The sequence below is a fragment of the Pedobacter suwonensis genome (genome assembly GCF_900111825.1).
In the GTDB taxonomy this organism is placed as follows: Bacteria; Bacteroidota; Bacteroidia; order Sphingobacteriales; family Sphingobacteriaceae; genus Pedobacter; species Pedobacter suwonensis.
In genome coordinates, this window is the sequence record NZ_FOJM01000001.1 from 460,546 (window position 1) to 481,263 (window position 20,718).

General features: G+C 38.8%; 20 protein-coding genes. 12 read left to right on the plus strand and 8 right to left on the minus strand.

Annotated elements, in window-relative coordinates; genetic code table 11:
• The first annotated feature begins 8 nt into the window (after positions 1-8).
• The 3 genes from BM107_RS01865 to BM107_RS01875 all read left to right on the plus strand — a co-directional run bounded on the left by BM107_RS01865 (position 9) and on the right by BM107_RS01875 (position 3,312).
• Positions 9-1,895, plus strand: a complete 1,887-nt coding sequence (locus tag BM107_RS01865) for an OmpA family protein (protein WP_090979666.1) — start codon at positions 9-11, stop codon at positions 1,893-1,895.
• 147 nt (positions 1,896-2,042) lie between these two features.
• Positions 2,043-2,459: a DUF6526 family protein gene (locus tag BM107_RS01870; RefSeq protein WP_090979668.1), complete on the plus strand. Its 417-nt coding sequence runs from the start codon at positions 2,043-2,045 to the stop codon at positions 2,457-2,459.
• Positions 2,460-2,667: 208 nt separating this feature from the next.
• Entirely contained in the window at positions 2,668-3,312 is a 645-nt protein-coding gene (locus tag BM107_RS01875) for a YceH family protein (protein WP_090979670.1), read from the plus strand.
• 179 nt (positions 3,313-3,491) lie between these two features.
• On the opposite strand, the gene fabF is transcribed toward BM107_RS01875, so the two are convergent.
• From fabF to BM107_RS01890, 3 genes are all read right to left on the minus strand, one after another.
• The gene (gene fabF, locus BM107_RS01880) at positions 3,492-4,742 is read right to left on the minus strand and encodes a beta-ketoacyl-ACP synthase II (RefSeq protein ID WP_090979672.1); all 1,251 of its coding nucleotides are present in this window, start codon (positions 4,740-4,742) and stop codon (positions 3,492-3,494) included.
• A gap of 217 nt (positions 4,743-4,959) precedes the next feature.
• A complete protein-coding gene (locus BM107_RS01885) occupies positions 4,960-5,730 on the minus strand; it encodes an SDR family oxidoreductase (RefSeq protein WP_090979674.1) in 771 nt (256 codons plus the stop codon).
• An 83-nt stretch (positions 5,731-5,813) separates the two neighbouring features.
• Entirely contained in the window at positions 5,814-6,401 is a 588-nt protein-coding gene (locus BM107_RS01890) for a TetR/AcrR family transcriptional regulator (protein ID WP_090979676.1), read from the minus strand.
• A gap of 146 nt (positions 6,402-6,547) precedes the next feature.
• On the opposite strand from BM107_RS01890, the gene BM107_RS01895 reads away from it, so the two are divergent.
• From BM107_RS01895 to BM107_RS01905, 3 genes are all read left to right on the plus strand, one after another.
• Positions 6,548-7,459, plus strand: a complete 912-nt coding sequence (locus BM107_RS01895; RefSeq protein ID WP_090979678.1) for a helix-turn-helix domain-containing protein — start codon at positions 6,548-6,550, stop codon at positions 7,457-7,459.
• A gap of 88 nt (positions 7,460-7,547) precedes the next feature.
• Positions 7,548-8,381, plus strand: a complete 834-nt coding sequence (locus tag BM107_RS01900) for an SDR family NAD(P)-dependent oxidoreductase (RefSeq protein ID WP_317614789.1) — start codon at positions 7,548-7,550, stop codon at positions 8,379-8,381.
• A gap of 494 nt (positions 8,382-8,875) precedes the next feature.
• Positions 8,876-9,721 carry an SDR family oxidoreductase gene (locus BM107_RS01905; RefSeq protein WP_090979682.1) on the plus strand — a complete coding sequence of 282 codons (846 nt, stop codon included), beginning with the start codon at positions 8,876-8,878 and terminating at the stop codon, positions 9,719-9,721.
• A 167-nt stretch (positions 9,722-9,888) separates the two neighbouring features.
• Here BM107_RS01905 and BM107_RS01915 read toward each other — a convergent pair whose 3' ends face one another.
• Positions 9,889-12,174, minus strand: coding sequence for a GH92 family glycosyl hydrolase (locus tag BM107_RS01915; RefSeq protein ID WP_090979686.1), 2,286 nt, complete (start codon positions 12,172-12,174; stop codon positions 9,889-9,891).
• 318 nt (positions 12,175-12,492) lie between these two features.
• On the opposite strand from BM107_RS01915, the gene mnmA reads away from it, so the two are divergent.
• Complete coding sequence (gene mnmA, locus BM107_RS01920; protein WP_090979688.1) at positions 12,493-13,584, plus strand: tRNA 2-thiouridine(34) synthase MnmA; 1,092 nt, start codon at positions 12,493-12,495, stop codon at positions 13,582-13,584.
• Positions 13,585-13,776: 192 nt separating this feature from the next.
• Here the strand turns inward: mnmA and BM107_RS01925 are convergent, their stop codons facing one another.
• The 3 genes from BM107_RS01925 to BM107_RS01935 form a co-directional block, all read right to left on the minus strand.
• Positions 13,777-14,091 (minus strand): hypothetical protein, encoded by a 315-nt coding sequence (locus tag BM107_RS01925; protein ID WP_090979689.1) that lies wholly within the window; start codon positions 14,089-14,091, stop codon positions 13,777-13,779.
• Positions 14,092-14,795: 704 nt separating this feature from the next.
• Positions 14,796-15,392 (minus strand): FMN-dependent NADH-azoreductase, encoded by a 597-nt coding sequence (locus BM107_RS01930; RefSeq protein ID WP_090979691.1) that lies wholly within the window; start codon positions 15,390-15,392, stop codon positions 14,796-14,798.
• A 121-nt stretch (positions 15,393-15,513) separates the two neighbouring features.
• A complete protein-coding gene (locus BM107_RS01935; protein WP_090979693.1) occupies positions 15,514-16,203 on the minus strand; it encodes a DUF4142 domain-containing protein in 690 nt (229 codons plus the stop codon).
• A gap of 161 nt (positions 16,204-16,364) precedes the next feature.
• Between BM107_RS01935 and BM107_RS01940 the strand changes: the two genes are divergently transcribed.
• Positions 16,365-16,667, plus strand: coding sequence for a hypothetical protein (locus BM107_RS01940; RefSeq protein WP_090979695.1), 303 nt, complete (start codon positions 16,365-16,367; stop codon positions 16,665-16,667).
• A gap of 118 nt (positions 16,668-16,785) precedes the next feature.
• Here BM107_RS01940 and BM107_RS01945 read toward each other — a convergent pair whose 3' ends face one another.
• Positions 16,786-17,637 carry an SDR family oxidoreductase gene (locus tag BM107_RS01945; protein ID WP_090979697.1) on the minus strand — a complete coding sequence of 284 codons (852 nt, stop codon included), beginning with the start codon at positions 17,635-17,637 and terminating at the stop codon, positions 16,786-16,788.
• A 182-nt stretch (positions 17,638-17,819) separates the two neighbouring features.
• On the opposite strand from BM107_RS01945, the gene BM107_RS01950 reads away from it, so the two are divergent.
• The 4 genes from BM107_RS01950 (at position 17,820) to BM107_RS01960 (ending at position 20,553) form a co-directional block, all read left to right on the plus strand.
• On the plus strand, positions 17,820-19,169 hold the full coding sequence (locus BM107_RS01950) for an alpha-L-fucosidase (RefSeq protein WP_090979699.1): 1,350 nt from the start codon (positions 17,820-17,822) through the stop codon (positions 19,167-19,169).
• A gap of 128 nt (positions 19,170-19,297) precedes the next feature.
• Positions 19,298-19,600, plus strand: a complete 303-nt coding sequence (locus BM107_RS25000; RefSeq protein WP_244278697.1) for a hypothetical protein — start codon at positions 19,298-19,300, stop codon at positions 19,598-19,600.
• 6 nt (positions 19,601-19,606) lie between these two features.
• Positions 19,607-20,017, plus strand: a complete 411-nt coding sequence (locus BM107_RS25005; protein ID WP_244278698.1) for a DUF481 domain-containing protein — start codon at positions 19,607-19,609, stop codon at positions 20,015-20,017.
• A 335-nt stretch (positions 20,018-20,352) separates the two neighbouring features.
• A complete protein-coding gene (locus tag BM107_RS01960; RefSeq protein WP_090979701.1) occupies positions 20,353-20,553 on the plus strand; it encodes a hypothetical protein in 201 nt (66 codons plus the stop codon).
• The last annotated feature ends 165 nt before the right edge of the window (positions 20,554-20,718 follow it).

Here is a 20,718-nt window from a genome sequence, read left to right on the forward strand (position 1 = left end):
TTAATGTAATGAAATTTTGTTTAATCCTCTCCTTTAGCATACTAAGCTTTTATTGTTTTGGACAAAGTTCTCCAAATAAAAAAGCGCAGGTCTATTTTGAAAAAGCAGGTCCGTTTATTGATAAATTTGATTACTCCTCTGCTGAGCAGCTATTAAAGAATGCGGTAGAATCAGACCCGCTATTCCAGAACGCCTATATCTTACTTGCTGGTGTTTATAGAGCTCAAAAAAAATACCAGGAAGCCAGAATGGCTTACGAAAAGGCGATATTAATTAATAAAACGGTTGCTCCCGACGTAATTTATGGACTCGCAGAAACTGTATTTGCTACGCAGGATTATATAAAAGCAAAACAACATTTTACTGAGTTTTTGGTACTGGATTCTTCATCTGAAAAAGCGAGAAGAGCAAAGAAATACCTCCTGGATTGCGATTTTGCCTATTTGGCAATAAAGAAGCCTGTAAAGTATAACCCCATAAATTTAGGTGAAGGCGTGAATACGCCTGATGCTGAATACTTTCCTGCAATAACTGCTGATGGTGAGACATTGGTTTTTACCCGCCAGGTAAATGGTAATGAAGACTTTTGGACAGCCCAGTTTAAAAATAACGCGTGGGGCCTTGCTATACCATTATCCAACAAGATAAATACAGAAAAATATAATGAAGGTGCACAAACCATTTCTCCTGATGGAAAGTATTTGTTTTTTACCGGATGTAACCGACCTGATGGCTTAGGCAGATGTGATATTTATGTTTCTCACCGTGAAGGAAAAGATTGGGGTGAACCCTATAATGTTGGTCAGCCCGTTAATTCGGAGTTCTGGGAATCGCAGCCGGCTATAAGTCCTGATGGGCGTACATTGTATTTTATCAGCAACAGACCTGGCGGGTTCGGGGGGTATGATATCTGGAAAAGCACCATTACCGATGATGCAAAATGGGGACCAGCCATTAATCTGGGACCTGAGATCAACACCCCTTTTGATGAAAATACTCCTTTTCTGCATGTAGATGGTAAAACACTATATTTTTCATCAAATGGCTGGCCAGGGTTTGGGAATAAAGATATTTATTTTAGCAGACTGGGTAATGATGGCCAATGGCAAAGGCCAGTCAATATTGGCTATCCGATCAATTCTTTTGAAGATGAAAGCGGCTTAATAGTAAGTGCTGATGGAAATTTGGGACTGTTCTCTTCAAATTTAAAAGGTGGTTACGGCATGCAGGACATTTATAGCTTTGGCATTCCAGAAACGGCCAGACCTTTAAGGGTTTCTTACGTAAAAGGAATTGTAAGAGACCGTGATACCAAAAAAACAATCGAAAGCAATGTGCAGGTAATAGATCTGAAAACCAATAAAACTGTTTTTGATGATTACACCGATCCCGAAACCGGTCAATTTTTGGCAGTAATGCCCATAGGAAGTAACTATCTGTTTAATGTAAATGCCGAAGGTTATTTATTTTACTCGGAAAACTTCGAACTTAAAAGTGGCGATATTAATAAACCTTACCAAATTGAAGTCTACATTGAAAAAATAAAACAAGGCGGAAACGTAACCTTAAAAAATATTTTCTTCGACACCAATAAATTTAATCTTTTACCTGCTTCCATCCGCGAACTCGACCTGCTTATCGACTTTTTGCATCAAAATGAACACGTACAGATTGAGATTCAAGGCCATACAGATAATGTCGGCGATGATCAGTTGAATGAAAAATTATCTTTTAATCGGGCCAATGCTGTTTACGAATACCTGGTTAAAAACAGTATAGATTCAAAACGGCTTACTTTTAAAGGCTTTGGAGCCAGTAAACCCATTGCAGATAATAAAACTGAAGCAGGGAGAAAGATCAACAGAAGAACATCATTTGTAATTACGAAAATATAGCGTACTGTAAAAGGCTATTAAATTAAATGCAGGTGACCAGTAAGTAAACCGGTGTGAAAATATTCAAAGTGCAGCAGTTGCAAGGAACTTTAAAAATGGGCTTAATTTCAAAAAACAAAAAGAAGTAATAAAATTTAATCATTAAATATGTCTCAAAACTACGAAAACCATAAAAGATTTTATCCGCCGTTCCATTTCTTCGCGGTACCGCTAACAGTTATAGGACTGTGTTTTTCCATATATTCCTGTATTGCCATCCCTAATATCATTACGGGCTTGTTGGTACTTGCATTTTTCCTGATTGCGATTATAGCCGTAATGGCCAGGATGTTTGCACTTAAAGCCCAGGACAGAGCAGCAAGGGCTGAAGAGAATCTGCGTTATTATATGCTGGCCGGCAGTGCACTTCCAAATGAACTAAGCATCAGCCAGATCCTCGCTTTACGTTTTGCAGGAGATGAAGAATTTTTACCTTTGGTTGATCAAGCTGTGAACAATAAATTATCTCCAACTGAGATCAAAAAAAGCATAAAAAACTGGCGGGGTGATTTTCACCGGATATAATTACCCACCTGCGATCATTAACTACCGAAACTTCGCTTCTGATACCTTCGATATCTGATAAAAACTGCTTTTGGATTAGCTTACTGAAATCTTATTTCAATAGGTGATTTTACTCCTCTACATCAACATTTTTTACCATTAAAAGCATGGCAAACAGCTTCTTACAAAATAATTTTCAAAATGTTCCGCCAATTGATACTTTTATAATATGGATAATGTAAAACCCCTACCCGATTTATCAGCAGAAGAACAACGAGTTTTAGGCGCCCTAATAGAAAAAAGCCGCACAACACCTGATTATTACCCAATGACATTGAATAGTTTAACTGCAGCGTGCAACCAAAAAAGTTCAAGAAATCCGGTAGTAAATTACGATGAGGAAACCGTAACCTTAACATTAAACCAACTTAAAATTAAAGGTTTAATCGCTACAGCTACAGGCGGATCAAGCCGGGCAACTAAATACAAACATAATTTAGCAATCGTTTATCCGCTATTGCCTTCAGAGTTAGCAATAATCTGCCTTTTGCTGCTACGCGGCCCTTTAACGCCCGGGGAAATTAACAGCAATTCAGGAAGGTTATATGAATTTGAAAGTATAGAAGAGGTTTTAGAACAACTCCAAAAACTATCGAATGATGAACCTGCCTTTGTAAAACAATTGACAAAGAAAGCAGGTCAGAAAGAGGCCCGTTTTATCCATCTTTTAGGCGAACAGGCTGAAATCACCGTCGAAACTGAAACATTTACAGCACCACAAATCGATACCACTGCATTGGAAAATCGCATTGAAAAGCTGGAGTTGGAAGTGGAAGAACTTAAAGAACTGGTAAATTTGTTGATGGACAAGTAGATTAGCCTGTTCATTTGCATTAGTTTAATGGTTTTCGACCATTAGCTTTAACTAAAGTGCTTGCAGATCTTCGCGTAATCGAAGAACCTAAAAATTAATTTTCCGTGCTTCTATATTTCTTTGGCAAAAATTAGGTCTTAGCGAGACGCTAAGACCAGCATCAGATTTTTTTGAGACAATTAAGCTTCGTACTTTTTAAAAATAGTACTCGCCGTGTGACCACCGAAACCAAAAGTATTGTTTAATACATAATTGATTTCCTTTTTAATCGGCTCACCCAAAACAATATTTAATCCCTTTGGAATATTTTCGTCCAGATTTTTGGTATTAATGGTAGGTGGAATGATATTATCTCTGATCGCAAGGATACTGATTACACTTTCAATTGCACCTGCCGCCCCCAATAAATGCCCGGTCATCGATTTGGTAGCCCCAATAATTACGGGCAAACCATTAAAAACAGTATGAATACCCTGCAACTCACTTAAATCACCTAATCCGGTTGAAGTAGCGTGTGCATTAATATAATCAATTTTATCCGCAGCTATTCCGGCATCTTTCAATGCTTTCGTCATACCTAAGGCCGCACCAATCCCATCGGGAGGTGTTCCGGTAAGGTGATAGGCATCTGCAGCCATTCCACCACCAACAATTTCCGCATAAATATTTGCGCCGCGCGCTAAAGCATGTTCCAACTCTTCCAAAACCAAAGCACCTGCGCCTTCGCTCATCACAAAACCATCCCTATCTTTATCAAAAGGTCTAGATGCACCCTTAGGATCATCGTTGTTTTTTGATAAAGCCTGAGCGGCATTAAATCCGCCGACAGATGACTTTGTTAGCGCTGCTTCTGAACCGCCTGCTATCATGATGTTTGCTTTGCCTAAACGGATGGTATCAAAAGCATTTACGATTGCCGTATTGGACGACGCACAGGCCGAAACCGTACAGTAATTTGGCCCACGCAACTTATGACGGATGGAAATGGCACCGGCAGCAATATCAACAATCATTTTTGGAATAAAATAAGGGTTAAATCTCGGCGTTCCGTCGCCGGCATGAAACTCTTCCAACTGTGCTTCGAAAGTGCCAATACCACCATTTCCAGTTGCCCAGATAACGCCGACTTCTGCCAATTCCACATCATTCATTGTTGTGAAATTCAATTCTGCATCTTTTATCGCCTGATCGCTCGAAGCAATAGCATACTGCGTAAAAAAGTCGTATTTTTTTATTTCCTTTTTCTCCAGGTATTCTTCCGGATTAAAATCTTTTACTTCACCTGCAAACTGCGTTTTAAATTTACCGGAATCAAATTTGGTAATGGGTCCAATTCCACTTTTTCCGGCCAATATCTGTTGCCAAAACTGTTCAACCGTATTACCAAGAGGGGTTATCGCACCTAAACCAGTTACTACTACTCTTTTCATTTTTAATATTTTTTAGTCAATTCCCTTGGATAAATCAACTGTTAATTATCCAAGAGATATTTAATATAGCTGGAAGAGCTAAACACAACCTATCGTTTTATTAAAGTTGATGTAAACCCAGGATTTACACTTAATGCCGCGAAAGTAACAATTCCAACATGGAAATCTGTCATCTAAATGGAAACAACAAGTTCTTTTGTTTTTCAACTATATCATTTTAGTGCTCAACAGCATCTATCCAGGCTTTTCGATTGGCGTTCATTACGTTTAAAGCATCAACTGGCGACTGTCTGAACAATTCGTAAATCTTGGCGGTATCACCTACCCTGATTTCAAACTCATCATTGGCTAAAGCCGCCAGGAGCTCATCGGCCACAACTGATGGTTTAATTCCATTATGGCCACCGATTTCTTTAGAAAATTCAGTATCAACCAATGGAGGCATTAATTCAAAAACCTTAACAGCAGTTTCTTCCAGACTCAATCTTAACGATGTGCTGTATGAGTGTAATGCTGCCTTACTAGCTGCGTAAGTAGGCAATGTAATACCTGGAACATAAGCTACTATAGATGAAACGTTTACGATAGCTGATGTTTCCTGTTGTTTTAACACAGGCAATAACTTTTGATTAATCCTGACGATAGACAGGTAATTGGTCAGCATTTCATCTGCTGCATTTGTAAATGCATCATGGTTTGGATCGGCTAAATTATAAAGCAATGCTCTTCCAGCGTTGTTGATCACCATGTTTAATTCAGGAAACTCTGATTTAATTTTCTCTACCAAAAGATCTACATCATCAGCCTTACTCACGTCAGACACCACAGCGGTTACATTAGGTAATGATGCAGCTGCTGCATTTAGCCTTTCCTCGTTCCTACCTGTAATAATTACGTGGTTATCCAAAGCGGTTAACTGTTTTGCGATTTCTAAACCGATACCAGCTGTTCCGCCGATCAATAAAACGGTATTTTTTGAAGTTTTCATTTTTTATATTATTTAAATTTTAAGATTAACAATCGCTATCTAACCTGATAAATACCGATCGGTATATTTTAGCTCAAAAATTTTTAGCCGAGGCTATTGACGTATTTTTTTAATGAATCCATGATTAAATTCCAATATGCAGGTTTCGCAGTCAATCTGGAGATCATAATTCCTCCCTCTATCATGGCAATAATGGTAAGTGCAATCTGCTCCGGATTGTGGTCTGTGTTAATTTCTTTGGAAGCAATACCAGCTTCAACCAGCTGCATAATCCTGTTCTTCCAACCAGACACCGCTTTCAGCGCCCGTGCCTTCAATTCAGGGTGGGTGTCATCCGCATCAATGGCCGTATTTAAAATCGGACACCCCCCTTCTGCTACCACACCGCTAAGAAGATGTTGGTAAATATTAACGTAAACCAATAATTTACCCTTTACCTCTTTTTGTCTGTTTATTTCCTTTTCTACTCTGGAAACAATATTATGTAGGTTATAATCGAAAGCAGCTAATGCTACTTCATCTTTATTGGAAAAGTTGCCATAAATACTGCCTTTGGTTAAACCTGTAGCGGCAGTAATATCATTTAAAGAAGTACCTGCATAACCCTTCATATTGAAAATGGGTGCTGTTTTCTCTAAGATAAAATTTCTTGTCTTCTCTGCCTTGGTCATACGCTTTAAATTGCCGATACAAATATATACCAATCGGTATATTAATGACAAATATTTTTATCATAGCAATCTCCTTTTAATTTTTCAGAAGCTTTCCTTCAGTTTTCATTAATTTGCTTTAAGTTTGAATTTTGTAACTTTGACTTATGAACAAGCCAGAAACCATTGAAGATTTTTACCAAAACAAATTCAAGTTCCTACCCGATAACCTCCAGAATGGCGTAGGCCATTTTAACGTTTTCAAACTGGAAGATTGTTTAAGGGATGATCACAAACCAATGAGTTACAACCGCAGGGATTATTACAAAATCTGCCTGACGCGTGGCCATAACGTTTACCACTATGCGGACAGGAGTATTGAGATTAATGGTACGGCTTTAATCTTTTTTAATCCGCTCGTACCTTATACCTGGGAACTGGGCAGTGGCAAGCAAAATGAGGTAACGGGTTATTTTTGCATTTTTACGGAAGCCTTTTTTACCGAAAAGATTCGTGGAAACATTGGCGATCTACCTATGTTTACCCATGGAGGAAAACCAGCATATATTTTAAATGAACAGCAAGACAGGCATATCGAAGCTATTTTTGCTAAAATGTTTGAAGAAATCAATTCAGATTATGTTTACAAATATGATCTACTTCGCAATTACATTACAGAAATTACTCATTTCGCTTTGAAAACCGAGCCTTCCGAAAATTTATTCAAGCATACGGATGCCAATGCCAGGATTACTGCTGTTTTTACGGAGTTATTAGAGCGGCAGTTTCCCATTGAAACCACTACCCAAAGGTTTACCATGCGCTCCGCAAAAGACTATGCATCACAACTTTCGGTACATGTAAACCATTTAAACCGTGCGATAAAGGAAACTACGGGTAAAACCACCACCCACTACATTACAGAGCGTTTATTGAGAGAAGCTAAAGCTTTATTAAAACATACAGACTGGAATATCTCAGAAATTGGTTATTGCCTGGGATTTGAAGAACCTACCCATTTCAACAATTTTTTTAAAAAATTAACCAACCATACCCCAACTTCTTACCGGATTGTTTGAATTTCGTAATAATCAGTTTGATTAACGTAACAGCTTAAATTCATTTGCATCGTAATTTTGTCTTAACAAAAAAGATAAAACTATGGGCATGAAAAAAGTTTGGTTTATTACCGGAGCCTCAAAGGGCCTGGGATTAAGTTTAGTTCATCAACTATTGAAAGCTGGCCAATCCGTTGCGGCCACTTCACGAAATATAAATGAACTTAAAAAAGCAGTAAATAACAATACGGAAAAATTTCTTCCACTGGCCGTTAATCTGGCCGATGAAAAAAGTGTGGAGGATGCGATACAAGCAACGATTGCAAAATTTGAAAGAGTTGATGTGGTGATCAATAATGCTGGTTATGGAATTGGGGGCAGCATAGAGGAACTGACTGATGCGGAAACAAGAAACAGTTTTGACGTAAATGTTTTCGGAACAATAAATGTCATCAGAGCCGTTTCACCTCATTTAAGAGCTCAACGGGCTGGCCACATCATCAATATCGCATCAATTGCAGGCATTGCCGGCGCAACTGGCTGGGCGGTATATTCAGCAGCAAAAGCGGCAGTGATTGCGTTGTCTGAGGTTTCGGCAGACGACCTTAAGGAATTCGGGGTAAAGGTGACCGTGGTTGCTCCTGGTGCATTCAGAACAAGTTTTTTAACCCCCGATTCATTGATTTTGGCAACCAATCCAATTGCCGAATATGAAGAAGTGCGGGCAATACACCAAAAATATCTTAAAATGGACGGTCAGCAGATCGGCGACCCTGAAAAGGCCGCAGCAGCCATGATCTCATTGGCCAGTATGCCCAATCCACCTGTTCATTTACTCCTGGGAAAAGATGCTTTTCAAAGAGCCAACAGCAAAATTGACGCATTAACAAAAGAGTTTAACGACTGGAAAGCCATTACGATTTCTACAGATCTCGACAATTAATCAAATGTTAATGGCGAATTAGCAATTCAAAAAGAGGCTGTATGATAACAAAATTTCTCTAGAATTTGTCACGTTGAGCCTGTCGAAATGCCTTAAAAAATCTTACGGATGGTCATTCGACAGGCTACCATTGACGTTATTTTATAATTGATTATTAATGAGCAGATTGTAGCATCATGCATTTCCGTATAGCTAGGCCATAGCACCGTATTACCGTTCTACTTAAAACCGGCCTAATAAATTTTTCGGACTGCACTGTTCTAGCCATAACACTGCCTTTGAAAGAAAAATTTTCAGCCGGCATTTTTTGTTACTTTTTGATGCCAAAAAGTAAGAGCCCTTCGGTGGCGGCGAGCCGAGGCAAGACTGGGCTGTATGACAAAGGAAATCTGTTACGTCATTTATACTGATTTTTATACAATAAATTATCCCTCAGGATGACAATGTTATCATAATAAAACCCAATTAATTTATTTCATTCTAAAAACAATATCATGGAAAATCAAAAAGTTTGGTTTGTAACAGGCGCGTCCAAGGGTCTGGGATTAACCTTAGTAAAAACATTATTAAACAACGGCCTTAATGTTGCCGCCACTTCAAGAAATTTAAGCGATTTAACAAAAGCCGTAGGTGAACGCGAGAACTTTTTGCCTTTGGCAGTTAACCTGACCGACGAAAGCAGTGTGGAAACTGCAGTTAGCCAAACAATCAGCAAATTTGGCCGGGTAGATGTTGTGGTAAACAATGCAGGCTATGGGATGCTCGGCGCACTGGAAGAGTTAAGCGATAAGGAGTCGCGCCAAAACTTCGATGTGAATGTTTTTGGTTCTTTAAATGTGATCAGAAAGGTACTGCCACAGTTGCGGAAACAACAATCGGGACATATTTTTAATATTTCTTCCATAGGGGGTTTTTCTGGTAACTTCCCGGGCTTTGGGATTTATTGTGCCACCAAATTTGCAGTAGTCGGCTTTACCGAATCATTGGCTGCAGAAGTAAAATCGATGGGCATAAAAGCAACAGTTATAGAACCGGGCTATTTTAGAACTGAATTTCTTACCACAGGTTCTTTAGCAGTACCAGGTTCTCCTATCGATGCCTATAAAGAGGTACGTGATTCGCAAGCGGCACACCAGAACGACATCAACAACCAACAGCCAGGGGATCCGGCCAAGGCAGTTGAGGTAATTATTGAAGCTTCGAAAAGCGAAAATCCACCACTTCATTTGTTCTTAGGTCCTGATGCTTATCAAATAGCTGATGCAAAAATCGCAGATGTACAGAGGGATATGGCCAACTGGAAATACTTAGCCACAGCTACCAATTTTGATCAGGAATGATTGAGAGTAGCACCTCACTGAAACAAACCTCACCTAGGATCGTCAATCCTGAACCTGTCGAAGCATCCCTTTGGAAAGTCCCAAGGGCGTTTCGACAGGCTCATCTTGACACTGGAGATGAAAGACAGCCTATGCTACAGACCGTCTTTATACCGGATGATAAAAAATTATTTTTTAGGTTTTGAGCTCATGTAAAAAGTAAGCTTTCCACCGTTGGTAATATCAGCATGTTTAATCTTATGATCGGTAATCTCTTTACCGTTCAATAAAACTTTTTCTACGTATACATTTTTCTCACTTTGTTTAATGGCCTCAACCGTAAAGCTTTTACCATTCTCCAGATTGATTACCGCCTGGTTTACCAATGGACTACCTAAGGAATATACATCGGAACCTGGTGCTACCGGGTAAAAGCCTAGCGAAGAAAACATGTACCAGGCGCTCATCTGCCCGCAATCATCATTTCCACCTAAACCATCAGCAGTGGGTTTGTATTGCATATTCAGGATGTGACGAACCTGTGCCTGTGTTTTCCATGGCTGATCGGCCCAGTTATAAAGGTATACAATATGATGCGCCGGCTCGTTTCCGTGCACATAGCCTCCAATAATACCCTCGCGGGTAATATCTTCTGTGTGTGCAAAGAACTCATCAGGCAGATGCATGGTAAACAAAGTATCTAAACGGGTAGCAAATTTCTTTTTACCGCCCATCATTTCAATTAATGTAGCAGGATCCTGTGGCACAAAAAAGCTATAGTTCCAGCTATTGCCTTCAATAAAACCTTGTCCTTCGGTATCTTTTGGATCAAATTCTTTCTTAAAGGTTCCATCGGCCAATTTCGGACGCATAAAACCCGTTGCACTATCGTAATTATTTTTCCAGTTGTTAGAACGTTTGATAAACTCATTATAAACATCCATTCTATTCAATTTTTTAGCCAATTGTGCAATCGACCAGTCATCGTAAGAATACTCTAAATTATTGGAAACCGAAATGCCGGATTTTTCTGCCGGGATATAACCTTTATCCATATAATAGCCAATCCCTTCATAATCGCGGTGTTTCGCTGTGGCCACACAGGCATCTAAAGCTTTGTTTGCATCTCCGCTGTAAGTACCTTTAATAATGGCATCAGCAATTACCGAAACACTATGGTAACCACTCATACACCAGTTATCATTGGCATAATGCGACCAGATCGGCAACATATGTAAACTGCTCTGATCGTAATGTGCCAACATCGATTTTACCATATCGTTACTTCGCGCAGGCTGGGTAATATTAAAAAATGGATGTAAAGCACGGTATGTATCCCAAAGAGAAAAGGTGGTATAATTGGTGAACCCATCTGCTTTGTGCACGCCCTGATCTAAACCTTTATATTCTCCATTTATATCAGTATAAGTGGTCGGGTTGATATAAGCATGATACAAAGCAGTATAGAAGTTAATTTTATTGTCGCTGGATGTATTTACCTGGATTTTGTTTAGCTCCTTATTCCAGGCGGCTTGTGCCTGTGCTTTTACTTTTTCAAAATCCCAGCCCGAAATTTCTGCACGCATATTTTGCAGGGCATTTTCCTGACTAACCGGTGATAAAGCGAATTTAATTTTAATCTTCTCTCCTTCCCTGGTATCGAAATCGAAAAACATTTTTAACTTTTTGCCTGCAATTTCAGGGAAATTTTGTTCCTGGTTGAACTTGCCCCAGAACCCCCTGTAAGCCTGTTTAGCATCATAACTTTTACGTCCGTAACTTTTAAAAGGCTTAGAAAAGCTCATGGCAAAATAAACAGTCCTGGTTCTGGCCCACCCATTGGTTTGACGGTAACCGGTAACCAGCGTATCGTTTACCACACGAACATAGGTCCACACCGTTTTTTCATCATAATTATAAATACCAGCCATCAGATCCAAAATAATATGCGATTGATCCGATTTTGGAAAAGTATACTGGTGCATCCCTACCCTGGTGGTTGAGGTGAGTTCTGCCATAATGTTATCATCATCGAGTTTTACTTTGTAGTAACCCGCTTCAGCGACCTCATTATTATGTGAATAGGCAGAACGGTAACCACCTTTAGGATTTGAAGCCACACCCGGGTTTAACTGCAGCTTCCCTTGTGTAGGCATAATGAGAAAATCGCCCAGATCAGAGTGACCGGTACCGCTAAAATGGGTATGACTAAATCCCGTGATGGTTTTATCTTCATACTTGTAGCCTGCACAATATTTGTACACATCGCCATTGTATTTTCCGTTTACTTCATAGGATAGGGTATCTGTTTCAGGACTTAACTGCACCGCTCCAAAGGGAACAGTTGCCCCGGGATACGTATGTCCCATTTTTGAAGTGCCTATAATGGGTTTAACATACTGCACCAGGTTCTGCTGTGCCGATGCCATCATTGATGAAAGCAAGAAACAAGACAGGATAACGCTTTTAGTCATATCTTTTTAAGATTAGCTTGTTGATTAAAATTCTAAGGTATAAATTTATCTCCAAATATGCATAAAGCAGACACTAAAACGTTTAAGTAAATAAAAAAATACAATCTAAGCCGAGGAAATAACCTATCCTGGCCTTAAACATGATATCCGTAAGTTGCGCAGGTTTAATGTTGAGCGAGCAGACGCTATATATAAAAGTGATAAAAGGGAAAGCACGTGGCGAGGAAATGTTTAGTCGCCGCTTTTTACAAGTAACTGACTTCCTCTAAATAATTTCAGCTAAATAAACCTTATTTTTGCATCCTTATATTTTTTAAGATGAGTAAACACGGTAGAATTCTGGTGGCCATGAGTGGCGGGGTTGATAGTTCGGTAGCAGCTGTGATGTTGCATGAACAGGGTTATGAGGTTATTGGATTAACCATGAAGACCTGGGATTATGCCACCTCTGGCGGGAGCAGCAAGGAAACTGGTTGTTGTTCATTAGATAGTATTAATGATGCCCGTACGCTTGCCGTAAATTATGGATTCCCACATTATATTCTGGATATAAGGGATGAATTTGGCGATTATGTGATTGATAACTTTGTGGACGAATATCTTGCCGGAAGAACCCCAAATCCTTGCGTTTTATGTAATACGCATATTAAATGGGAAGCACTTTTAAAACGCGCTAACAAACTGGATTGTGAATTTATTGCAACGGGGCATTACGCCAATATCCGCCAGCAGGATAGTGGTCGTTATGTGATTTCGAAAGGTAAAGACGAAAATAAAGATCAATCTTATGTACTCTGGGGGGTGTCTCAAGAGAACCTTTCGCGTACTAAATTCCCATTGGGCAGTTTTGCAAAGTCTGAAATCAGGCAGATGGCGCTGGATATGGGACAGGAAGAACTGGCCAAAAAATCAGAAAGTTATGAAATCTGTTTCGTACCCGATAACGATTATCGATCTTTCTTAAGGCATAAAGTAGCCGATTTAGAAGACCGGGTGGCTGGCGGTAATTTCATTTTAAGTAATGGAATGGTTGTTGGCCAACATAAAGGTTATCCTTTTTATACTATTGGTCAGCGTAAGGGATTAGGGGTTGCCTTTGGAGAGCCTATGTTTGTAACACAGATCCTGCCGGAAAGCAATACAGTGGTTTTAGGTAAAGCCCATGAGCTTGAACGTGGTGAAGCTATGGTACGCAATATTAATTTAATTAAATATGCAAGCATTGAAGAACCAATGAGTGATGTGATTACCAAAATCCGTTACAAAGATGCGGGCATGTTGAGTACAATTGTTCAGGAAAAAGACAAAATGCGTGTCGTGTTCGATCATCATGTGTCGGCAATTGCCCCTGGTCAATCTGCTGTATTTTATGAAGGCAATGACTTATTGGGTGGAGGTTTTTTAGTTTAATAGGTTGTCAGTTCTTCTTATTGAGCATTAATATAATAAAGTTACTCCACATCTAAACGGTCGTCATTTCGAGCGGAGTGCAACGTAGTCGAAAACCCGAAGGCTCAGTGAAGCTAAATCTGCCTAAATAGATCTCTTTATTCCGCTGCGCTTCAGTCGAGATGACGATCTTTTCTATAAAGTATTTCATCACTATTCACTTCCCTTAAAAATATTAATCGATGCAGTTTTCCAGTGAATGTAACCTAAATTTCCACAGGTTTGGGCTACAAAGTTTTCTACGTCTTCCGGCACGTCATTAACTACACGCCACCTGATTTTATATTTTGGATTATAACTGATATAAACCACTAAATCATCACTGCGTTGCCCAACGGTATGCAAAGGTTGTAAATGAATATCCTGCAGATCTGCAGCAGCATTCCTCAGTCTTTCATTCATAATTCTACCTAATGAAAGATCCGGTTTAAAATCTGTTTCGAGTATGGCTAAAACGGTAACGGTCATAGAAAAAATAAATATATCAGCAAACTAACCAAGAAAGAAGCCTTTTGTTTAAAATCATCCATTATACATCGAATAATTTCGATGATTTTCTCTTTATTGTGTCTCTCCAAAAGCAAATCTATACTAAAAAAATTAGTATCAAAATTTATTTTTAACTTTTTTTTAGCCAATATAATAATTATAGAAACTCATGACATGAATTAAATCGCGGTTAGTCAGTCATAGACTGCATAAAACGACTTAAACACCTGACAACTAGAGTTCTTACCACATACCAAGATTAAGTACATAAAAATTGCATCTATGCAACGGGAAGACCTGATCAAATAGAAGAGAATTCATAGCGTTTTATTTAATTGAAGACTCTTGCCTAACTTGCTGCATTTCCTGACGGAAACGTGCTCGGAATCTTTAATGCGTTAAAACGAAATATTAAAACATGTCTGTCAATGCTGATATTGGCTAATAGTGCGATGCGGAAGGTTTCATTACCAAACCTGCTGACCTGAACGCTTTCGCCAGCAGGTAATTAGATATCTGGCAGCTCAGTTCAATAAAAAGTCATTAGTCCACAAATTAGTCTTAAGTCCTAAAATATACAGCCCCAAGTTAAAGTTTTCATTAGCATGAAAGACTTCTATTTAATGGCGGTGAAAGTAGTGGCAATAGACCAATGATCAGTGAACTAATGACTAATGCACTATCTAAATGGCTATACTTTCAATTGCTTTATCTAAAGCTAAATCCTTTAGACCGGGAACGCTTACGCCTTCTGCACGATATACGGTTACATCAGTCATACCCATAAAACCCAGAACCGCCCTAAGATAAGATTCTGTAAAATCATAAGGTTTCATCGGTCCTTCTGAATAAACACCACCAGAAGAAATAGCCAAATACACTTTTTTGTTTTTCACCAAGCCTTTAGGGCCATTTTCGGAGTATCTGAATGTTTTACCAGCACGTGCAATATGATCGATCCATGCTTTTAGCGTTGATGCAATACCAAAATTATACATTGGGACACCGATTACAATCACATCTGAATCTTCAAGTTCGGCAATAGCCTCGTCAGAATGTTTTATAGCTGCTGTTAATTCTGCAGTATGATTTTCTTTAGGTGTAAAAAAAGAATTGATGTGCACCTCTTCCAAATGTGGAAACGGGGTATTGGTAAGATCGTGTACGGTTAAAGTGTTTCCGGGATTTGCTTCCTGTAACTTTTCTACAATGGCATTTCCCAATTTAATACTGAAAGATGCTTCGCCCCTGGGGCTGGATATTAGATGTAATATTTTCATTTTTTTTGCCTTTTAAATGTCTGGCAAAATTATAGATACACCGTATCAAAAAGCTATTACTATACTAAAGGATAGTGCTATCCTTTAGTATAGCTGCTTATTTTTTTTTAGAAAATAAAACCTATTTACCCAGTTTACCAGATAAGGCATTGACCTGCTTTAAATGTTTTTTAAGGATGGGTAAATACTTTCCTGCATATTTTTTAACATCAATATCAGATGATTGAGCAGCTCTTTCAAACAATGCAACAGCTTGTTGATGATCGGAAACCATCATCTCTGCATAAGCTTTATCAAATGCACCTCCACTCAGGCTGTTCAACCGGCTGATCGCATGGGTCACTCCCGCTTCCGCGTTACCTGTTTTTGGGGCTAAGCCTGTGTTACCTGCTTCGCCTCCGGCGTTCCTGGTACGGGAAGTGTCTTTCAAGTTTTCAGGAGCAGAGTCAACTCTGCCATCAGGTCTTAAACCACCTTCCGGAGTGCTCATCGGCAAGGTTACTTTTTTAAGTTTCGCCAATGCCCTCAATTCCTCATTGGCCTGGTTATGGTCATCAACCATCATCTGTCCAAATGCCTTAATTTTTTTGTCAGTTGCTTTATCTGCAGCAAGCTTGCCGGTTAAAACTTCCTTCATTCCTGCAATTGCAGCCTGCTGCAAAAATTGCTCGGTAGAAATGGTGTCTTGCTGACGACTGTAGCCAGTTGCAGCTGCGTAATGCCAATTGGCATTTGCAATTGCATTAAATGAAGTAGCTGAAATGATCATTCCCACTACGGCAATTTCCCGGGTTTTAAAACGTTTTTTCATAATAGATCAGTTAAGGTATAACGCACTAATAGAACCATACCGGTAATTAAAAAGTTTGAACAACCTATCATTTAAAACCCTACAACAATATGGTTTAAGATTTTAAATTTCTACTAAACTTAATCCATTTTTATCCTGTTCTATTATAAAAAACATAAACTATGGAAAATCAAGAAAACAACCAACCCGAAGAAGAAATTCAAAATATCGAGCAGTTCCAGATTAACCGTTCGCAGGGAAATGCATCTGAAGGACATGCTACGCCCCAGCCAGATGGCGATAATGACTACACAGAAGATGAGATACCATTTGCGGATGGTGAAGGGACACAATTAGATGAAGAAATTGAGGATCCCGAAGATGATGAAGGGCTGGAAGAAAAGGATGACTACAATGAATCTGACATAGAAGAATTGGATAACGATCCTAATGCCTATGATGAGGAAGATAGCGAAATGCTATAACACGTTATTATTCTAAAAAAATGCCAGACTTGCAATAGCCTGGCATTTTTTTATTTAACTATACGGCAAAATACCTATTTCATAGGGGATTAATATGATGACCGTTATGTTCAAATAATTATCCATTCACCACTTCTCCGCCATTAACATGAATCACCTGTCCGGTAATAAATGAGGCATCATCTGAAGCCAGGAATACGTAAGACGGACCAAGCTCCGACGGCTGCCCTGCTCTTTCCATTGCGGTTTCAGACCCGAATGACTTAATCTTTTCCTCATCAAAGGTAGATACAATGAGCGGTGTCCAAACCGGGCCAGGTGCCACGGCATTTACACGGATACCGGTTTTGGCTAAATTTGTTGCCAGTGAACGGGTAAAAGATGTTATTGCTCCTTTCGTTGATGAATAATCGATCAGGTTTGGAGAAGAACGGTAGGCGGTCACCGAGGTCGTATTGATAATGGTATCACCCGCCTTCAAATGGTTCAATGCTTCGTGGGCGAAATAGAAATAACCAAATATATTGGTCCGGAAAGTATCTTCTAATTGCTTGTCATCAATCCCTTTCGGATCTTTCTGCGGAACCTGCATTCCAGCATTATTTACTAAAACATTAATCTTTCCAAATTTTTTAACTGTTGTTTCCACAGCTTTTTTACAAAAAGCAGGTTTTTTGACATCGCCTTTAATCAACAGGCAGACTTTCCCTTCAGCTTCAACCATTTTCCGGGTTTCTTTTGCATCTATATCTTCATCCAGGTAAACAATGGCTACATCGGCTCCTTCTCTGGCAAAATGAACAGCCACTGAACGACCGATTCCACTATCTCCACCGGTAATCAATGCAACCTTATCGGCTAGTTTGCCCGATCCTTTATAATTTGCTTTAATCACTTCCGGCCTCGGATCCATTTCTGCCTCGATACCAGGCTGCTTGTTTTGTTTAGCAGGTGTTTTCTGTGTTTTCATCGCTTCTTATCTGATTAAATTTCACTTTAACCATTAAACAAGAACATCTTCTGCAAAGTTTTGAGAAACTCTCCCCTGGCATTAAAACTAATTTAACTTAATATATTGCTCATATTGAACTATTTTTAAAGGATATACTGCAGTAAATTGGCGTATTAAATACTAACCAAAAGAAACCGAAAATGAGAAAAACTATTTTATCAGCGCTATTTATACTATGCTTAATCTTTCCTGGCCTTGCCCAAAAAAGACTGGGCAACGAAACGGCTGCCCAAAAGACAAAAAGAATGGAATGGTGGACGGATGCACGTTTCGGCATGTTTATCCACTGGGGCTTATACGCACTGCCTGCCCGCCACGAATGGGTTAAAAGCTATGAACACATCACCAACGAAAACTACCAGAAGTACTTTGATCAATTTAACCCTGATTTATTTGATCCTAAAAAATGGGCCATGGAAGCTAAGGCCGCAGGAATGAAATACGCTGTACTCACCACTAAACATCACGAAGGGTTTACCTTGTTTGACAGTAAATACACCAATTATAAAGCAACAAATACGCAGGCAAAAAGAGATTTAGTAAAAGAATTTGTTGATGCTTTTCGCGCAGAGGGCATTAAAGTAGGCTTTTATTATTCACTTATTGATTGGCACCATCCCGATTTTACAGTGGATAGGTATCATCCCTTAAAACCCAAAAATGACAACGAAGCTGAATACGCAGGGTTAAACAAAAACAGGGATATGACCAGGTATCGTAAATATTTATACGACCAGGTAACAGAACTGTTAACCAAATACGGCAAAATTGATATTCTCTGGGCAGACTTCTCCTATCCTGGCAAAAATGGCAAAGGTCGCGACGACTGGGGTTCGGTAGCTTTACTTAAGCAGATTAGAAAACTGCAGCCAGAAATTATCGTAGATAACCGTTTGGACCTGAACGATTATGAAGACGGAACCGACTTTGAAACACCTGAACAGGTTAGTGCGAAAGAATTGGAAAAATACCATGGTAAAGTTTGGGAAACATGCCAAACCTTTTCAGGATCATGGGGATACCATCGGGATGAAAACACCTGGAAGAATAACAGAACATTATTGGATCTTTTAATTACTTCGGTAGCCAACGGAGGAAATCTACTATTAAATGTTGGCCCTACCGCACGAGGTGAGTTTGACAACAGGGCAAATGTTGCGTTAGACAGCCTTGCCATTTGGATGCATGCCAATTCAAAATCTATATACCATTGTACATTTGCACCTGAAGAATTTAAAGCAGCTCAAGGAACAAAACTGACCTACAATAAAGATGCTAAAAAATTGTATATGCATCTTTTCGAGTATCCAAATACCGGATATATTACGTTGGATGGCTATAAAGATAGGGTGAAGTACATACAATTTTTACATGACAACTCTGAAATACTGATTGATACAGAAAAATCTACCGGAAACACACTTGTATTAAAACTACCTAAGAAAAAACCTGATTACGAAGTTCCTGTAATTGAATTGGCATTAAAATAATGTTATCTTCAATCATCAGCAAGTGCCTGCGAGTTAACTACTGCAGGCATTTTGTTGAAACAGTTTTTATAGTCACCCTTAATTAAATACCAGCTAAACATAATGATGGCCTGAAATGTTAAGCTCATATGAAGTTTATTGCATTACCCTTTTGTTTTTTCCTTTGCTATCTCAAATCATATGCTCAATATACCGACAGCGTAAATTACCACGTATTGCTTACTTCAACCGGATCCATTAACAGAACAAATGAAGACCGAGCCTACCTATTAAATAATGCACTTAATTTTGGACTAAAAAAGAAGAATTTTGTATTAAATTCCACTTCCGCGTGGCTTTACGGAAAACAAAACAGCAATTTAACCAACAATGATTTTTCGACCACGTTAAACTTTAACCTCTATAAAACCTTTCCGCATTTTTATTATTAGGGTTTAGTGAATTATAATACCAGTTATTCCTTAAAGTTAAAAAATCAATTGCTTGCCGGCGGCGGCATTGCCTACAGCATATTAGACAAACCAAACGCATACATCAACCTGAGCGACGGCGTATTATTTGACCAAAGTAGCCTGATTGTGGGCGATAGCTATCATACTTATCGGAATTCGCTCAGAATGCAGTATCATTTTGCTATAAAAGAACTCATTACGATTGACGGAAATCATTTCCTGCAGAACTCGTTTGACAGAAACGGGGATTATATTATCCGCTCTACCACCACACTCGGCTTGAAATTACGCAAATGGATTAGCCTCACCACCGCTTTGAATTATAACAGACTCAATATTACCCGCAGCGAAAACCTGAACCTGACCTACGGGTTAACGTTAGACAAGTATTTTTAAATCGCTTTCAGTGGAGCAGCCAGTAATAAATCTTGATTCTTAGTTTTTAATTATTCTCTTTTATTGTCATCCTTGGATGCAAGGAGGATCTTTATCTATTCGTAAAACTGCTTTAGCAAGCACATCAAATCATCAATTAATAGGCCTGGGGTTGAGTGTTTACCGTGTTAATTAACAGCTAAATTAAATGTAGGCATAACAAATTCTTAGATACTTAACCATTGTTGATAATTTTATAAAAATAAAACCCACTGAAATAGAACACTTAGCATTTTTTATGGTTAGAAGCGACAAAATAAGTTCGAAGATATGCCATCAAATGATAATTTTGTGTTATGGCAAATATGAACGTTAGAAAATCGATCCAAAATAAAATCGAATCATTAGCTAAGGAAATTGAAACCTTACAGGCAGAACTAAAAAGGTGGGAAAAAATTGCAGCCGATTATGAGATCAATTCAGAGAGTATTGATTTGATTTTATCGATCCAATTACCTGAAAAACCTGAACCCAAAACTAAAAAGGTAAAATCTTAGAACATTTAGATCATTGACTGTATCGTAATTGGTAATTTCACCAAATAATTCGTCGGTTTAAGCAACCTGCTAAGCTTGAAGAAGTATCAAAACGATCCTGTCACAGAAATGATTTTGGAGATTTTTGGCAGAATAATATTTCGAGAGGGAGTCATTCCCTTGAAA

Excerpts from the sequence above, each read along its gene's own strand:
- BM107_RS01900 (WP_317614789.1), top strand. The coding sequence starts at position 7,548 with ATGAAAAAAGTTTGGTTTATTACCGGAGCCTCAAAGGGCCTGGGATTA.
- BM107_RS01930 (WP_090979691.1), bottom strand. The coding sequence starts at position 15,392 with ATGAAAATATTACATCTAATATCCAGCCCCAGGGGCGAAGCATCTTTC.
- BM107_RS01935 (WP_090979693.1), bottom strand. The coding sequence starts at position 16,203 with ATGAAAAAACGTTTTAAAACCCGGGAAATTGCCGTAGTGGGAATGATC.
- mnmA (WP_090979688.1), top strand. The coding sequence starts at position 12,493 with ATGAGTAAACACGGTAGAATTCTGGTGGCCATGAGTGGCGGGGTTGAT.
- BM107_RS01885 (WP_090979674.1), bottom strand. The coding sequence starts at position 5,730 with ATGAAAACTTCAAAAAATACCGTTTTATTGATCGGCGGAACAGCTGGT.
- BM107_RS01925 (WP_090979689.1), bottom strand. The coding sequence starts at position 14,091 with ATGACCGTTACCGTTTTAGCCATACTCGAAACAGATTTTAAACCGGAT.
- BM107_RS25000 (WP_244278697.1), top strand. The coding sequence starts at position 19,298 with ATGAAGTTTATTGCATTACCCTTTTGTTTTTTCCTTTGCTATCTCAAA.
- BM107_RS01945 (WP_090979697.1), bottom strand. The coding sequence starts at position 17,637 with ATGAAAACACAGAAAACACCTGCTAAACAAAACAAGCAGCCTGGTATC.
- fabF (WP_090979672.1), bottom strand. The coding sequence starts at position 4,742 with ATGAAAAGAGTAGTAGTAACTGGTTTAGGTGCGATAACCCCTCTTGGT.
- BM107_RS01905 (WP_090979682.1), top strand. The coding sequence starts at position 8,876 with ATGGAAAATCAAAAAGTTTGGTTTGTAACAGGCGCGTCCAAGGGTCTG.
- BM107_RS01865 (WP_090979666.1), top strand. The coding sequence starts at position 9 with ATGAAATTTTGTTTAATCCTCTCCTTTAGCATACTAAGCTTTTATTGT.
- BM107_RS01870 (WP_090979668.1), top strand. The coding sequence starts at position 2,043 with ATGTCTCAAAACTACGAAAACCATAAAAGATTTTATCCGCCGTTCCAT.
- BM107_RS01875 (WP_090979670.1), top strand. The coding sequence starts at position 2,668 with ATGGATAATGTAAAACCCCTACCCGATTTATCAGCAGAAGAACAACGA.
- BM107_RS01960 (WP_090979701.1), top strand. The coding sequence starts at position 20,353 with ATGGCAAATATGAACGTTAGAAAATCGATCCAAAATAAAATCGAATCA.
- BM107_RS01915 (WP_090979686.1), bottom strand. The coding sequence starts at position 12,174 with ATGACTAAAAGCGTTATCCTGTCTTGTTTCTTGCTTTCATCAATGATG.
- BM107_RS01950 (WP_090979699.1), top strand. The coding sequence starts at position 17,820 with ATGAGAAAAACTATTTTATCAGCGCTATTTATACTATGCTTAATCTTT.
- BM107_RS01890 (WP_090979676.1), bottom strand. The coding sequence starts at position 6,401 with ATGACCAAGGCAGAGAAGACAAGAAATTTTATCTTAGAGAAAACAGCA.
- BM107_RS01895 (WP_090979678.1), top strand. The coding sequence starts at position 6,548 with ATGAACAAGCCAGAAACCATTGAAGATTTTTACCAAAACAAATTCAAG.
- BM107_RS01940 (WP_090979695.1), top strand. The coding sequence starts at position 16,365 with ATGGAAAATCAAGAAAACAACCAACCCGAAGAAGAAATTCAAAATATC.